Source organism: Blautia sp. NSJ-175 (genome assembly GCF_022867815.1).
GTDB classification, from domain to species: domain Bacteria; phylum Bacillota; class Clostridia; order Lachnospirales; family Lachnospiraceae; genus Blautia; species Blautia celeris.
Window position 1 is genome coordinate 49005 of the sequence record NZ_JALIFQ010000003.1, and the last position, 13503, is coordinate 62507.

The 13503-nt window shown below is 46.6% G+C and carries 18 protein-coding genes; all 18 read right to left on the reverse strand.

What is annotated here, in order from left to right; all coding sequences use genetic code 11:
* Positions 1 to 3: 3 nt before the first annotated feature.
* A complete protein-coding gene (locus MUB35_RS05790) occupies positions 4 to 1362 on the reverse strand; it encodes a terminase large subunit domain-containing protein (RefSeq protein ID WP_244805856.1) in 1359 nt (452 codons plus the stop codon).
* Positions 1322 to 2113: a phage terminase small subunit gene (gene terS, locus MUB35_RS05795; protein WP_244805857.1), complete on the reverse strand. Its 792-nt coding sequence runs from the start codon at positions 2111 to 2113 to the stop codon at positions 1322 to 1324. The genes MUB35_RS05790 and terS overlap by 41 nt, the downstream gene beginning before the upstream one ends.
* A gap of 739 nt (positions 2114 to 2852) precedes the next feature.
* Entirely contained in the window at positions 2853 to 3269 is a 417-nt protein-coding gene (locus MUB35_RS05800) for a sigma factor-like helix-turn-helix DNA-binding protein (RefSeq protein ID WP_244805858.1), read from the reverse strand.
* 6 nt (positions 3270 to 3275) lie between these two features.
* Positions 3276 to 3563: a hypothetical protein gene (locus MUB35_RS05805; protein ID WP_244805859.1), complete on the reverse strand. Its 288-nt coding sequence runs from the start codon at positions 3561 to 3563 to the stop codon at positions 3276 to 3278.
* Positions 3557 to 3751, reverse strand: a complete 195-nt coding sequence (locus MUB35_RS05810) for an NrdR family transcriptional regulator (protein ID WP_244805860.1) — start codon at positions 3749 to 3751, stop codon at positions 3557 to 3559. The genes MUB35_RS05805 and MUB35_RS05810 overlap by 7 nt, the downstream gene beginning before the upstream one ends.
* The gene (locus tag MUB35_RS05815; protein WP_244805861.1) at positions 3748 to 3909 is read right to left on the reverse strand and encodes a hypothetical protein; all 162 of its coding nucleotides are present in this window, start codon (positions 3907 to 3909) and stop codon (positions 3748 to 3750) included. The genes MUB35_RS05810 and MUB35_RS05815 overlap by 4 nt, the downstream gene beginning before the upstream one ends.
* Before the next feature lie 38 nt (positions 3910 to 3947).
* Complete coding sequence (locus MUB35_RS05820) at positions 3948 to 4853, reverse strand: radical SAM protein (RefSeq protein ID WP_244805862.1); 906 nt, start codon at positions 4851 to 4853, stop codon at positions 3948 to 3950.
* On the reverse strand, positions 4850 to 5986 hold the full coding sequence (locus MUB35_RS05825) for a phosphoadenosine phosphosulfate reductase domain-containing protein (protein ID WP_244805863.1): 1137 nt from the start codon (positions 5984 to 5986) through the stop codon (positions 4850 to 4852). Before MUB35_RS05825 ends, MUB35_RS05820 begins: the two co-directional genes overlap by 4 nt.
* 57 nt (positions 5987 to 6043) lie before the next feature.
* Positions 6044 to 6385 (reverse strand): hypothetical protein, encoded by a 342-nt coding sequence (locus MUB35_RS05830; RefSeq protein WP_244805864.1) that lies wholly within the window; start codon positions 6383 to 6385, stop codon positions 6044 to 6046.
* Entirely contained in the window at positions 6382 to 7767 is a 1386-nt protein-coding gene (locus MUB35_RS05835) for a DEAD/DEAH box helicase (RefSeq protein ID WP_244805865.1), read from the reverse strand. The genes MUB35_RS05830 and MUB35_RS05835 overlap by 4 nt, the downstream gene beginning before the upstream one ends.
* Positions 7764 to 8174, reverse strand: coding sequence for a Holliday junction resolvase RecU (locus MUB35_RS05840; protein WP_244805866.1), 411 nt, complete (start codon positions 8172 to 8174; stop codon positions 7764 to 7766). Before MUB35_RS05840 ends, MUB35_RS05835 begins: the two co-directional genes overlap by 4 nt.
* A gap of 299 nt (positions 8175 to 8473) precedes the next feature.
* Positions 8474 to 10396: a DUF927 domain-containing protein gene (locus MUB35_RS05845; RefSeq protein ID WP_244805867.1), complete on the reverse strand. Its 1923-nt coding sequence runs from the start codon at positions 10394 to 10396 to the stop codon at positions 8474 to 8476.
* A complete protein-coding gene (locus tag MUB35_RS05850) occupies positions 10326 to 10943 on the reverse strand; it encodes a CHC2 zinc finger domain-containing protein (protein WP_244805868.1) in 618 nt (205 codons plus the stop codon). The genes MUB35_RS05845 and MUB35_RS05850 overlap by 71 nt, the downstream gene beginning before the upstream one ends.
* Positions 10921 to 11544, reverse strand: a complete 624-nt coding sequence (locus tag MUB35_RS05855) for a hypothetical protein (RefSeq protein ID WP_244805869.1) — start codon at positions 11542 to 11544, stop codon at positions 10921 to 10923. Before MUB35_RS05855 ends, MUB35_RS05850 begins: the two co-directional genes overlap by 23 nt.
* On the reverse strand, positions 11519 to 12202 hold the full coding sequence (locus MUB35_RS05860) for an AAA family ATPase (protein WP_244805870.1): 684 nt from the start codon (positions 12200 to 12202) through the stop codon (positions 11519 to 11521). The genes MUB35_RS05855 and MUB35_RS05860 overlap by 26 nt, the downstream gene beginning before the upstream one ends.
* Positions 12203 to 12793 (reverse strand): hypothetical protein, encoded by a 591-nt coding sequence (locus MUB35_RS05865; RefSeq protein ID WP_244805871.1) that lies wholly within the window; start codon positions 12791 to 12793, stop codon positions 12203 to 12205.
* Positions 12780 to 12962, reverse strand: coding sequence for a hypothetical protein (locus tag MUB35_RS05870; protein WP_244805872.1), 183 nt, complete (start codon positions 12960 to 12962; stop codon positions 12780 to 12782). Before MUB35_RS05870 ends, MUB35_RS05865 begins: the two co-directional genes overlap by 14 nt.
* Before the next feature lie 5 nt (positions 12963 to 12967).
* A complete protein-coding gene (locus MUB35_RS05875) occupies positions 12968 to 13465 on the reverse strand; it encodes a siphovirus Gp157 family protein (protein WP_244805873.1) in 498 nt (165 codons plus the stop codon).
* Positions 13466 to 13503: the final 38 nt, after the last annotated feature.

A 13503-nucleotide genomic window follows, 5' to 3' on the forward strand; every position in this document is an offset into this window, starting at 1 on the left:
CCTCTATCCATATCTGATCAGCTTACTTATATACTTCTCAAATGTATATTCAAAGCTGTCCAAACTATCAATATCACTGGTCCCATCATCCAGCCGTTCATTTTTGGTCAGATTTTTCGGGTTCCACACCGCTGTACAGAGAGCATTCACAAGACTCTCGCACTCTTTCGCCATATAATAAAAACGCCCTTGTGCCATCAATATGGCAGTGGCGTCAATTCTATCGTTTATAGCAGTTTTAAGGGCATTATCAACTCTTATCCAACCAAGCCCATGTTTCCTGAGGCTACTTCTTATGCCCGCTATGAGCGTCTGGGCTTCACTGTCCGCATTCACTACAGTTATAAATCCATATCGGCTCAATATTTTCTGGCAGAAATTACAGAATCTGTTTCCGAGGTCTTCCGGGTCTATTTCCTCCTTGCTGCAGTCAATCCACTCCGAGGCTAAAACAACCACTTTCTGGAATCCTCTTGTGATAGCCATAGCCGTGAAGGAATGACCGGAACCATTTCCACCAAAATCGATACCCAGGATGATCTCTGCAATATCTTTCGGTTTCTCGTCCAGGCGGAAGGCATATTGTTTTGTACTGGTATCATCCGCAAACCGGCGATATATCAGGCCATTTGCCACCACCCTCTGCCCCAGGATATCTCTCAGATACCAGATACTCTTTTTATCATACCTGCTTTCTGTTTCCCGCAGACGCTCCGGAGTGATGTTGATGTTGTCATATATCGTACAGTGCATGTAATTGTACCCGCCGATAAATTCCCCTGCGTCTGACTGTTCCTTGTATTTATCAATGTATTCTGTGTAAATACTGGCATTCGGGTTGTCTGGGTTTAAGTCCCAAAATACTTTCAGGCGTTTTGCTGCCAACTGCCGGTTAAAAGCCTCCTTGATCGTATTGTCATGATGCAGGTTTATCTCTGTGGCTATCCACATCCCATAAGAGTTACCACGGATTTTTTTAAAGCTATCCGCTTTTGCAGCACCTGCAAAAATGACAATCTTTTGACGGTTTCCTGTTGCCGGGCCTTTGACAAAAAGAGCTTCATTGTCCTTGTATTTTCCCCAGTGGCATTGTCCCCGGAATATCCATTCAAGCCCCATACCGTTGCAATCACCGATATTAAGTTTCGCATTAGCTACTGTGGATCCAGTGGCAAGGTGAATGCGGTCCGGTGCAGTTTTGAGTTCATGGGCAAAAGCAAAGACATTATCCACTGTCTTTCCAGCCCTTACAGCTCCTTCCGCAACATTGTAAAGGCTTTTCTCACACTGTCTGATATATTCCTTATGCTTTTCAGAAAAGTTAAACTGTATTGTTTTCTTTCTCTTGGCTTCCCTCACCATAAATCTCTTCCTCGATGTCTTCCAGGTCTTCAACCTCCATGTTGTTCCCGGTTATCTTCTCTGTCTGGGCTTTTATAAGCTCCAGATGCGCGTCATCGTACCCAAACTTGTGTAATGCCTCTATGGCACGCTGGCGTCTGGCCTGTACTCTGGTAAGGGCATCCTCAACTGCCTGTATCTGCCCAAGGATACCCGTAAATTCCCGCAAGTCTGTGATCTTGCCTTTTTCAAATCCTGCAGTGTATTTTGTCACTGTCATGCCCGGCAGAACTTTTGTTGAGATGACGCCTGGCTCGTCATCTTCTTCCACCGGTGTGCATTCTTCCAATTCGCGCAGGCTATCTATGCGTTTCAGCATCCGGCGTTCACGAACAGTCAGAAGCTGTATCTCCTGCAGTAAGAGCTGTTCTTTGTCAGGCTGTACCATACCGATAAGCCGCATCTCTTCTGGCTCCAGGGCATCAAAAAAGAGAGTCTCAAACTCTCCTGTCTTGACTGCATTTTTGTTTTGCTTTGGCGCAGATCCGCCTTTGTTTCCCTCCGCATTTCTGTTTCCAGGTTGGCCTCCGCGCTTTTTCGCAACGTTGCGTTTAGACTTTTGCAACGTTGCGTTGTCCCATTTGTATCTATTCTTCCAGCTCCTGATTGTTCCTTCCGGAATTTTCATGAGTTCGGATATTTCAATCAGCTTCTTGCCTGACAGAAACAATTCTTTTGCCTGTTCTGCCCTGGCATCAGGTGCTCTTGCCAAGCCTCACCACCTCTCAATCGTGTTTGTTTTCTGATTATACAAAAGCGCCCAGCCAGTTATCTGACCAGACGCTCTCCATTGCTTACCCCAGGGGATAATCCTGGAGGCCACGGCATCACATAGTGCACATTATGCTGTCGTACTCCCTGCCTCTCCGGTGATCCGGTGGCAGATAAGCTATAGTACAGGCCGGGGTCGAACCGACATCAACGTTGTGCTACCATTACACCACTGTACTGCCAGTCATTTTATTCAACGACCATTTCTTTATCCCAGACCTGGGATATGCAGCTTATAGTGTATGCACTGCTGACTTACCCCGGACACCAGGGAATCTTGTTCTCTCTATAAACTGCTTGCACTTCCAGAGCACTACCCGTAATTGCCGGACTACTGCAATCACCGGCCAGTCTCATCTATTACGGATAAAGTTTTTTACAGCTTTATAGCATTGCAGGACTTCAAGCTGTACAGAAAATTTTCGGCAGCCTCGGAATTCTTGACGTCAATCTACTCCATTACGGAACCGCACTGCCTATACGCCTTACTGCGCAGTGCCTGACGTCCCGGCATCCACGCTATGTTTCCCACTAATGGGGCAAACCTGCTGGATTACCTGGGACCGGCAAATCAGCCGCGGAGCTGTGACACCCCGCAGCCGGATAACAAAGAGGAGGATATTGTCTTTTTGTTACACTCGTTCTATTTTAATTATAGCATACTCTATGTGTTAATTGTGTTAATCTTTCAAATATTCGCTGATTTTTTGCGAAATGCGTCCCCTACTATATCCTATAGTGTCAGCAACCTCTGATTGCTTCATTCCCTGCAAAAAATACATCTCAAATATTTCCTTGGTCTCCCCTGGTGGAATCGAGCCTATAAAATCCTCTATTTCCATCATCTTTAATTCTATTTTATTTCTTTGCATCTGCTTTTTGATAATATCCCATTTGATTTTATCGGCTTCTTTAGGCTCATACATTTCCACACTGATACGCCTTTGGGTATACGGGAATTCATTGTCAGACGACTGTACTTTACCCTTAATTACTGGGAGCGCGTCCCTTCGCTCTTTAAGTTTGCTTATCTGCTTGTTGATCAACTGTGCCTCACGCTTCCATAATTTATACTTTTCAAGCGTTTTCTTATCCATATGCTATCACCTCCTGTCTAAAATCTGAAGGAACTCATTATACTGATAGCTCTCACAGGCTCCTGTTTTATGTCGTAGGAGAATGTGGTGCTCATACAGGTTAACGACCTGCATCCGGCGGCTTACCTTTACGGTCCTCCGTCCCTCGTCCTTAATATCTATAATGATATGTACAACCTCTCCCCGGCGTACCCCGTACCGCTTTTCCCTCGCCCTTATGTTTTCCTCCCGCCTGATCGCGGGCAATGCCTGCTCGTAGGTAGGGTCCGGGCAGCCTGATCCGTTTCTTACCATCTATCTTTCTCCTTTCCAAGTATTCTAATACTGTCATTCCGTGCTTTTACATCCTCCCAAAAAGTCTCTGTTGTTTTAAACCTGTATCCGCAAGCAGGACACTGTCTCCTCCTCATTACCATATGCCCGCTTATGCTCTCTTCGCTGTCTGTTACCTGCGTTTTGCCGCCGCATTTCTTGCACTTCATGATTCGCCTTTCTCCTCAGTATAGATACGGCGTTCCCAGGCTGTTATTGCCTCTTCTTCCGTTTTCTTTCTCCCTGTCTTTGCCCCGCAGTTAGGGCATATGATCTGTTCTGCTTTTTCATCAGCCGGAACTCTTCTTCCTTTTTTGGCTCGTGGCATATGCCGCACATTCTGGTCATAGCATCATCCTTCCATCACTATCTATAATCCTCAAACCTTTTGACAGCCGCAAATGCGAATCTGGAATTTACCCACCTCTGCAAGCGCACCAGGTCGTCACCTCGGCACTTTTTATATTTGTCGTATATCATAATGTATGGGCTATACCCCAGGTCCCTAAGTGTGTATACACGGTCAAGGTCCTGCTCCAGTGTGGTATTGTACCCGGTGAGTACATACACGGACATTTTCCGGTGATCCCATCCTGTGATATCTTTAAAATCCCTAAATTTCGGCATTATTTTGCCCTTGTCACTATAATTATCCCAAGCAAAGTGTACCTGCTTAATTTTCATACGCTTTAGCATTTCAGCTTTTCCCTCGGTCATTAGTCGTATATCTAGGCCCTGCGAGAAATCAACCCATGCTTGGCTGTCTATAAGTTGCCCGAACAGCTCATGCCAATCCTTGCAGGCCGTTATATTGGGGTCAAGAAGGATTATATTTTTCTGTCCTTTCCAGAACTCCGATAGGTCTGCCACCTTGCGGCTGATCCGTCCCTCTTTGTCCCCAACAATGCAGAAACCGCACCCCCGAGGGCATCCCCTTGTCAGGAATCCATACGCTGTATCCTTGGTGTATTGCGGATACAAAGTGTAATCGGGGTAAATATGTTCAATTTCTTTCGGCAGCTCCGCACCCCCGTCTGGGTAATAGTACCCAGTACCACCCCGCATGATCTCCTTTGCATTAACCGGATGGGTATAGTCTGGTGAAAACGAAAACACTTTACTCATATATACCCTGTCCGGTGGTCTTTGCCACGCTGTAAGAGGGTCGTACCATTCCACTTGATCTCCATTCTGTTTATGCCATGTAGATAATTTCATGAGTGGCAGATTTGGGAAATTATGCCCATCTACATCTATTAGTCCTATTTTCATGGCAGCACCTCCGGGAAGTCAAATATGCTTATCTGGCCGCCTCTCTTTTCCTCAGCCTGTTTCATCTTCTTGAAGTCGTTATATCTTTGTCTGTACTTGTAGCTATCCCCAAAGATATTCCATGCAGCCTTAACAATATTCGGTTCGTATGGTCTTATCTTTTCCAGATCCTCTACTGCTGTTGCTGAAATACTACATCCGCAACACCCAGTACGCTTCAGTCCATACACCTCATAAGCATCTGAATACTTGAGTCCGTACCGCTCTTTATACCACGCCTTATCTGCATCAGATACATAATACAGTGGCTTTAACCGGAACTGCCCGCTGCTTGTTTCCGAGAAACACATCGTTCCGTTTGCATCTTCAGACTTTGGCACGGAGCGCATACCACCCTCGTCCCGGCGTTCTCCCGTAATAATCATCTCATATTCCGCCTGTACCTTGTGTGCGACTTGTTTTTTGCAGTAGTCGCAGCATTTTGCACTAATCTTGAAATCACAAGGATTCTCAACCATAAACTCATACAAATATTTTGAAGAGTTAATCACGAGCTGTATATTCGGTCTTGGCTCCCCATCCCGGTTACAGCAACATATAAAATTGATTCCTTGCTCTGATTTTGGATACCGCTCCCGCAACTCCGCTCTCTTTGCTGCTTTATCCTCCGCATTGTCGTATTCTTCTTTGATGGAAAACGGAAGTTCTTTTCTCTGTACCGTTTCCATTGCACTTGATACTATTTTTGAGATAAACGGAATGCCATATTCTCTTGTGGACTGCACAATGTTTTTCTTTGGCCTGTATTCCGTTATTTCAACACCATACTTGTCTGCAACATCCCTTACATGCTCTTTTATTGCCTTCATTTCAAGTCCGGTATTAAAAAAACAGTATTTGACTTCAGGCAGACCGAACGCTTTTCTTGTGCGTTCTATTAAGTCGAGCATGATATCGCTATCGCTTCCACCGGAATACGAGCATATTGCATTCGGATGTTCCTTCAATCTCCTTGCAATGATTGACTGTATTGCCTGAAATTTTCCCGGCGCATCAAAGTCAGCATATGCTGGACGATCTGTGTATACTCTTGAATGGTATACTTCCTTGCTATTTTTCTTTGTTTGTCTCATTTTTCTAAGAAGCCCGGTATACCTTTTCGCGCGAGGCTGGCTCCTTTCTCAGATTTATTATTTTGTTTTTTTAATCATATCCAAATAATCCTCAAATGCTTCCAAGAAGATAACATCCAAATTATCCGGAAGCATAGTCTCTTTATACTGCTCCTTTATCGTATCCAGGAATTCCTTCGGGTCCTCCGCATATACACTGTTTGACATGATATCCGCCAGGGTACGCACCCGCTTCATGTATTCCGCACGGAGCTGGCACTGCTTCTCCTTCAGCTCTGCACACAGCCTGTCATAGGATTTCTTATATTTCGTCTGCAGGAGTTCAACAGGTATCTGGGATTCATTTTTCTTCCTGATCCCCTGTAGTCTCATTACTTCTTTTAAAAGTTCATCTGTCATAAGATACACCCCGCTTTCCGATAACTTGTACGACGCCGTTTCCACTGGTTTTCACAAAATCCAATCTCATCCACATAGTCATAACAAACCGGCTGTCCCTTGCCTTCAAAAGTCCTGGCGATTCGTCCGATGCTCTGTGTCACCACCGCATAATCCTTTTTCGGTGTTGTAAGATATAAGCGGTCAAGCCTCGGGATGTCCAGCCCCTCTTTTGCCAGGCTGAAGGAAGCAAACAGATACCGTATCCTGCCCGAACGCATATCCTCTATGGCCTGGATCCTTTTGGCCTTTGCCGACTTGCTTGTCATCTTACCGTCGATCATGGCGGTCAGCTCCCAGAGTTCTGCCGGTAGCATGGTGCGCAGCTGCTGCAGGTGCTGCAGTCGGTCAGACAATATCAGGTTGTGATGCCCCCGGTTTGCCACCAGGTCTCCTACGATCATCTGGTTCCTTTCCAGACTTTCGGTCAAGTAAGGGATCAGTTTACTGTATACCAGTGTTCCATCCGTATCCAGGCAGCACCTGTTTATTTCTATCCCGGTGTCACGCCGCAAAACCTGTACTTGCATCGTCTTTTCTGCCACAGCCTTATCCGGTACCTGGTACCGTACCTCCCCAAGAACAGCAAATGTGCTTTTTATCAGCCCATCAGCACGGTGTACCGTGGCACTCAGGCCATATTTATATCTTGATGCCAGACTGCTGATCACCCGGTAAAACATCTTCGCGCTTGCCGGCGTACCGGATACCCTGTGGCATTCATCCACGATCACCACATCCCAAGTGTATTTATATTTCAGCAGGTCCAGTTTGCTAAGTGTCTGCACGGTTGCGAATGTCATGTGACTGCCGATATGGACCCTGCCTGCCGTTATCCTGCCCAGGATATCTTCTGGATAATATTGCCTTGCCCTATCGTATGACTGGTTCAGAAGGTCAGCCGTATGCGTTACCCACAGAGTTCTACGCTGCAGTTTCGCAGCAAGGGCTATCCCCATCTGTGTCTTGCCGCTGCCGCAGGGGCTTTGCAAGATGCCGCATCCAGCTATCTCCATTGCTTCCACAGCCTCCTTCTGATAGTCATATAAAGGGACTTCTGCGCCAGGGTATAGGATTGACCCATTATCCGCCAAATCCTGTTCAATGATGGTGTCTGCGCCCCGGTACGGCCTTACCAGCTTCCCCGCGCCACACGGGATCACCAGGCTTGATCCATCCACGTGATAGAAATACAACTGCTGGTCTGTATTTCCCGTCCAGAGTCCCATACGCTGCTTCTTGATATAATCCGGGTTCGGCATGGTGAGCTCCTGCCTTACCGTCTCAATCAGTTCCTGGGGCGGGTCTTGTATCCGTATTTCGTTGCTGATGGTTACTTTCATAACTGCTCAATCCTTTCAAGCCATGCACCCAAAGGCGCTCCATAATATTTCGCATGTCCGCGGTCTATATGCCGTATCCCATTGGACCATGCTTCTTCCAGGTCACTGATTCCCATGAGGAATGCCTCCCCATCCGGAAATCTCACCACAAAGATTCCTTCCGAGTTGCCACATTCCATCCATAGCTTCATAGCGTTTTTCTGGTTTTCCTCTATTCTGCGTAAATAAAAGCTGCCGGACCGACAATCCTTACAGTCAAATACCAACGTTTCCCCGTCCCTGGCCGCTATCACATCGAATGGCTGGCCGTTCTGGTTGTCCTGCATCCTGTGTACCCAGAATCCATGTTCTGAAAGCATCTGTGCAAATTCCTTTTCAAAGGCTGTCCCATTACTTTTATTGCTCATTTCTTATCACTCCAATCATAAGGTCTTACCATTTTCCGATTTTGTCTTACGCCGATTTTGCCAAAAAACAGCCCGAAACCCCAGTAAAATCAAGGGGTCTTACCATCTTACCTAAAAACCGGGAACATAGACGCACTTTTTTACAACACAAAAAAAAATATCATTTTTCTTTACTGGGGTTCTTCGTATGGTAACCGGTAAGACTAGTAAGACGGTAAGACTATATATCTTAAAGCCGCATTTTAAGCGGGTTTTATGGTCTTACCAAGCGTCTTACCAAAAATATTCCGGTAAGACTTTTAATCAAACGGCAGTTCCATCTGTCCATCTTCAATATCCTCCGCCTGCATAAATCCATCTTTATCTGTATCTGATTTCATAACTATCTTGATGTAACTGGCTTTTAGCCCGTATACCTTAGTCTGATGCACACATTTCCCCTGGGTATTCTTCACCAAATACCCTTTTTCAGCCCACTTCTTGCTAACTGCAGCATAGTCGAACCCGCCTTTTTCCAGGAACTCACACAGTACATCCTTGTTGATGACAGCCACCGGCGGTGTCTCTGGATGCTCTCCATCATCATCAATCCGGCCCCATACCTCCCCTTTGTTCGCGGAATCCTCCTCATTTGGGTTCTGAAAGCGTACCGGGTTTTTTGCGATCCAGTTCAAGATTGACTGATAAGACCGTTCTGCAACATCTACCTCATTTGCGCTACGCAGATACATTTTTACATCATCAACCGTGAGCGGCCTCTCACCTGTAAAAACAACTTCCGTTAGGATCCTGTCCGCCAATAAGATACAGGCCATTGCCATTGCCTGCTTCTCTGTGGTGTCCAGTTTGCACATGACATCAAAATATCTCTTGTACTCCTCCTGCAGTTCTTTCTTTTCCACTCCCTGGAGATATTCAACCAGTATTTTTCCGGCATATCCATAATTTTCTGTCAGGATACCCACCGTCCGGTTTCCATCTTCCAGGAGCTTTTCTTCCACCTCGATCTCTATGACACGGTTCTTAGAGCCTGCACGGCTGTTTTGTTTTGTGATCGGTTCTTCCCCTGTAAACATGTAGCTGCACCGCCATGTCTTTGTTTCTTCCACGCCGCCTGTAGCCCTGCCGCGCCCACGGTCAATACCTTCCGTTATCTGATATATCAGTTGATCAAAATTTGTCGTCCACTTGTCCTTCATTGTCTGCAGTTCATCACCCGCATATGGGATCGAGTACAAAAACGCAGATGTCCGCATGATATTTACCTTTGTGGTGTTCATGGTCTTGACAAGTCCGCCCATCTTAGGATTACCCCAAATGGACATAGCTGCCATAATAGCAACCGTCTTGCATGTACCTGATTCCCCTGACCAGATATGGAACACAAATGGCAGCGCATTCACCAGCTCGATCAGACAGCTTGCAAAACTAGCAGCAAACGCCATGCGCACGATCTTATTCTGCCGCAGGATGCTGCAGTGCTCTTTCCAGACGGCATAGCTGCCGTTTTCCTTGATGTTTTTATAGATCACGTCAAAAGTTTCGTCTCCGTCATATACAATATCATCTGCGTAGGGCATAAACTCACTCCCTGCCCATCCCAGACGGTTGATGGACTTTCTTGGTGCCAGTTTAGCCGGATTAAGCCCGATGCAGTCACTGATATACTTGACAAGAGGCTTTGCGTTCTCAGATGTGACCTCAATGCCGATATCACTCAGCACATCAACAATGGCGGAATTATCCGCACATACCTTACGGTTCACGGTTACATTCTGCCACTGTCCATATTTAAAATAGGCCAGTTTTACCCGTTCCCTTCCGGTATCCACATTTTTATAGATTTCTACCGGCAGGATGGGGTGGGTACAGGCGTTGACAAAGACCGGCTGTCCATGGTTGTCAAATTTCTGCATGGATACCCCCAGGTCATTCGCTCTCCAGGGTCCGCACTGCAGTTCCAGCACCTGGCCGGTGAAATTCGTAGTATTGCCCGTTTCCTTCATCTTCTGACTGTAATCCATAAAGAAGGCTTTTAGGATAGAATTGAACTCATTTGCCCGTTTCATCTGCCTTGCCTTATTTTTCAGAGCTTCTATGTACTGGGCGCGTTCCACATTGCCTTCTATCTCGAAGATCTTATAAAAGATTTCATCTGGAAATGGCTCCCCCGCCGTCAAAGCTTCCATACCAGTCAATAACTCGTTTTCGGATCTCTCCAACCTTCTTCACCGCCTTTTCATCGTTAAAATAATCCTCCAGGTCGTTCCTCAGGCAATCCAGGCGGTACTCTACGATCGTGAGCTCCTGTGCTGCCTCTACAAAATGCCGGTCCCGCGGGTCCCTTATCGCCTCACACAGGAGCCGTCTATACACTTCTAGCACGGTATAAGCTTCCCTCCGGAACTGTTCCCGCCGCTTTCTCTCCCTGATCCGCTGTTCCCTTTCTCTCTTTTCCCGGTAGGAAAGCCCTTCTGTTTTTATGGGCAGGGAAAAGTCTTCTATCAGCTTTCTGGCCGCGCCCTCATTATTGATCTCATACAGCCTGGAGACAAATGTGATAACATCCCCTCCCGCACCGCAGGAAAAACAATAATACCCCTTATCATTCGGATATATCTTCATGCTGGGCTTTTTGTCATTATGGAAAGGGCAGAGGCACCGCCCCTGCCTGTCCACCGGATATCCATAAAAATCAGCCGCCTGACGCATACCCACCTGCTGTTTGATCTCCTGGTAATCTTCTTTACATAAATGGAAGCTCTTCATCAATATCATCCGGGATGCCCATAAATCCCCTGCCTGCGAGTTGCGGATCTGAAGACGGGGCCGAAACAGGAGCAGATACTGCAGCGCTTGCTGTGTTTTCCAACAGCTTATCTTCTGGTATCTTTGCATCCTTCAGGCCGTCAATACTACGGATCTGAAATATCTTTGTAGCGAATGCCATCCTATGGTCATCTGTTTCAAACTGCTCACGCCCCATCACCGCACCGAATTTCTTTCCGATGAGAGTTTTTTCATTTCCCTCCTGGCCCCAAGGGAACTGATAACCAGGGTTCGACCTTTCGATGCTGGTCATCAGCCCCTTGAAAAACGGCAGGCTGGAGCCGTCCATGATCTGCTTATAAACGCCTTTCCATTTTGCTTTATCTCCGCTCATGCTCTTTGCCAGTTCATACTGGGACTGGTAAAAATCTTTATGCTCCCCTTCGGCAATATCAAACAGGATCGCCATCTGCGGTCTTTCATTCTGTGACTGTGTCTCACTGACCTGTCTTATCTTACAGATATACAGCCCTGCCGGAAGCTGCATGGATTCCCCTGTATAAGCCTGCGCTTCATCATACCCCTGTGGTTTCTTTATCATCTTTCTTATCCTCGCTTTCTTTGTTCTTTGGATTTTCTATCCCGTAATACTCCCTGATAGTGGTATCCACCATCAGGAGGTCATTGTCAATCTCAATATCGGCAAACATGTCATCCGGTGCCTTGCTCACCGCGCCATCCCTGGACTGAGTCACGAACGCATACCGCTCACCCTTGACTGCCCGCAGGACAATGGTGAACATCCCTTCCAGGCAGACTTTCTCATCCAGCAGCTTCCCGATAGTTTTGGGCTTGATATCCCCGAAATCGTTGGTGTCCTCATGCATGATGACATAAACGATCCTGTCCTCCGGAGCTTCATCTGCAATGCATTTCACCAGTCTGTAAAAATCATCGGCAAGCTGGTTATACAGGGAAAAGACGGCGTTCCCCTTGCCCGTGGTGTTGTGCCCGTCCATAAACTGTCCGGTGATCAGATAACCGGCGTCATCAATTACTATAGATCTCGGCCATTGTGCGCTCTTTACCGCTGCTTTGATCTTGCTGTAATCGCTGCACACATTCCCCAGCAGCTTCCCTTTGAAAGGCAGGGGTTTGTTCAATACACGTATTAGCCCAAAGTCTTTGTCTACACAGTTTTTTAAGCTCCGGCTTTTCCCTGCGCCGGACTTACCTATGATCAATACCGGTATCCCCATCTATTTGTCCTCCTTCCTGAAATCAATCCGCTCAAGCGCATCCAGCACCCGGTTCCCGTCATCTCCTAATTTACTGCTGCAGATGGCCAGGGCTGAACTGTCATTTTTCCAAAGCATGATATCTCCTTGTTCATTCCTGGCTGATGGCCCCATAGGTGCGCTCTCATTTTCCAGATCTTTCAGGTCTATTATTCCGTATAAATCTTCTGACACGGCGATCAGTCTGTTTGTATGCCTGCACTGCATTATCCTATAGGAGTTCCAGTTTGCGGCATATACGACAGGCGTCACTGTAAACGGAGTTTTTGCCTCCATAAAGCGCTCCGGAAGGTTCAGAAATGCATTTTCTGAAATCTCATATTGTATAGGACTGTCTTTTTCAGCCTTAAAAACACAGCCGTACTTTGGGAGTTCCCCCGTATATTCCATAACTGCGGCTTTTACCCAGTTGGGGATAAAATTCTCATCCACCCACACTACCCATGGGCTCCCGGCTATCACCAGTCCGTCATATAGGTAGCCAACGGTCAGTCCGCCATGATTAATAGCATTCTTTATCCATTTCTTAAATATTGTCTTATTTAGGAACATTTCTTTCCTCCTTGCCTTTTTCAATCCCATGCCGGATCCCGTCCAGCACAAACTCCATTTCCTCAAAAGTTAAGTGCCACACAGATGAGACCATGGTCTTGGTAAGCTTTGCTGATAGCTCCATGAGCTGGCCCATGCGGTATGGTGTCATTTCTATCTTCTCATCCATAAGCGTTACCTGATATTAAGGTGGGTCCCATATGGTCTGAATGCAGCCCATTCCACTTCCTTTTCTTTCAGCAGCTCACGCACCTTGTCCTTATCTACTATCGGTGGCTGTGGGATCAGGAACCTGCCTGGTATGTCATCCAGGTTGTCCGTGATCTCCAGGGGCTGCTTGCCGCCATTTTTTGATACACTAAAGCTGAACAGAGCAGTCTTAAATTTTGTCTTTCCGATAAATTCCAGGTTCGCCTGCAGGTTTTCCTTTAACCGCTGTGCCTTGTCCTCCAGGGACATCCTGCGGGCGGTAAGCCTTGCAGCTTCCGTCTTAAGAGATTCTGCATCAGCCAGCATGGATTTAATGAGTTTCGCATAGTTGTCGGCCTTGTCCTCAATCTCCCCCTCAATGGATTCCAAGGTATCTAAGATCACCTGCTCGTCTGTCTCACCGTCATATAACATTTGGGCAATTGCTTCCCATTCCTCTGTTAATTCGTATAATTTACTCATTGACTTTCCTCCCATCTTCCCTCTATAATGAGGGTGTG

Bases quoted from the DNA above. Each gene is read 5' to 3' on its own strand.
- MUB35_RS05790 (WP_244805856.1), bottom strand. From the start codon at position 1,362: ATGGTGAGGGAAGCCAAGAGAAAGAAAACAATACAGTTTAACTTTTCT.
- MUB35_RS05800 (WP_244805858.1), bottom strand. From the start codon at position 3,269: ATGGATAAGAAAACGCTTGAAAAGTATAAATTATGGAAGCGTGAGGCA.
- MUB35_RS05805 (WP_244805859.1), bottom strand. From the start codon at position 3,563: ATGGTAAGAAACGGATCAGGCTGCCCGGACCCTACCTACGAGCAGGCA.
- MUB35_RS05810 (WP_244805860.1), bottom strand. From the start codon at position 3,751: ATGAAGTGCAAGAAATGCGGCGGCAAAACGCAGGTAACAGACAGCGAA.
- MUB35_RS05815 (WP_244805861.1), bottom strand. From the start codon at position 3,909: ATGCCACGAGCCAAAAAAGGAAGAAGAGTTCCGGCTGATGAAAAAGCA.
- MUB35_RS05820 (WP_244805862.1), bottom strand. From the start codon at position 4,853: ATGAAAATAGGACTAATAGATGTAGATGGGCATAATTTCCCAAATCTG.
- MUB35_RS05825 (WP_244805863.1), bottom strand. From the start codon at position 5,986: ATGAGACAAACAAAGAAAAATAGCAAGGAAGTATACCATTCAAGAGTA.
- MUB35_RS05830 (WP_244805864.1), bottom strand. From the start codon at position 6,385: ATGACAGATGAACTTTTAAAAGAAGTAATGAGACTACAGGGGATCAGG.
- MUB35_RS05835 (WP_244805865.1), bottom strand. From the start codon at position 7,767: ATGAAAGTAACCATCAGCAACGAAATACGGATACAAGACCCGCCCCAG.
- MUB35_RS05840 (WP_244805866.1), bottom strand. From the start codon at position 8,174: ATGAGCAATAAAAGTAATGGGACAGCCTTTGAAAAGGAATTTGCACAG.
- MUB35_RS05850 (WP_244805868.1), bottom strand. From the start codon at position 10,943: ATGAAGAGCTTCCATTTATGTAAAGAAGATTACCAGGAGATCAAACAG.
- MUB35_RS05855 (WP_244805869.1), bottom strand. From the start codon at position 11,544: ATGATAAAGAAACCACAGGGGTATGATGAAGCGCAGGCTTATACAGGG.
- MUB35_RS05860 (WP_244805870.1), bottom strand. From the start codon at position 12,202: ATGGGGATACCGGTATTGATCATAGGTAAGTCCGGCGCAGGGAAAAGC.
- MUB35_RS05865 (WP_244805871.1), bottom strand. From the start codon at position 12,793: ATGTTCCTAAATAAGACAATATTTAAGAAATGGATAAAGAATGCTATT.
- MUB35_RS05870 (WP_244805872.1), bottom strand. From the start codon at position 12,962: ATGGATGAGAAGATAGAAATGACACCATACCGCATGGGCCAGCTCATG.
- MUB35_RS05875 (WP_244805873.1), bottom strand. From the start codon at position 13,465: ATGAGTAAATTATACGAATTAACAGAGGAATGGGAAGCAATTGCCCAA.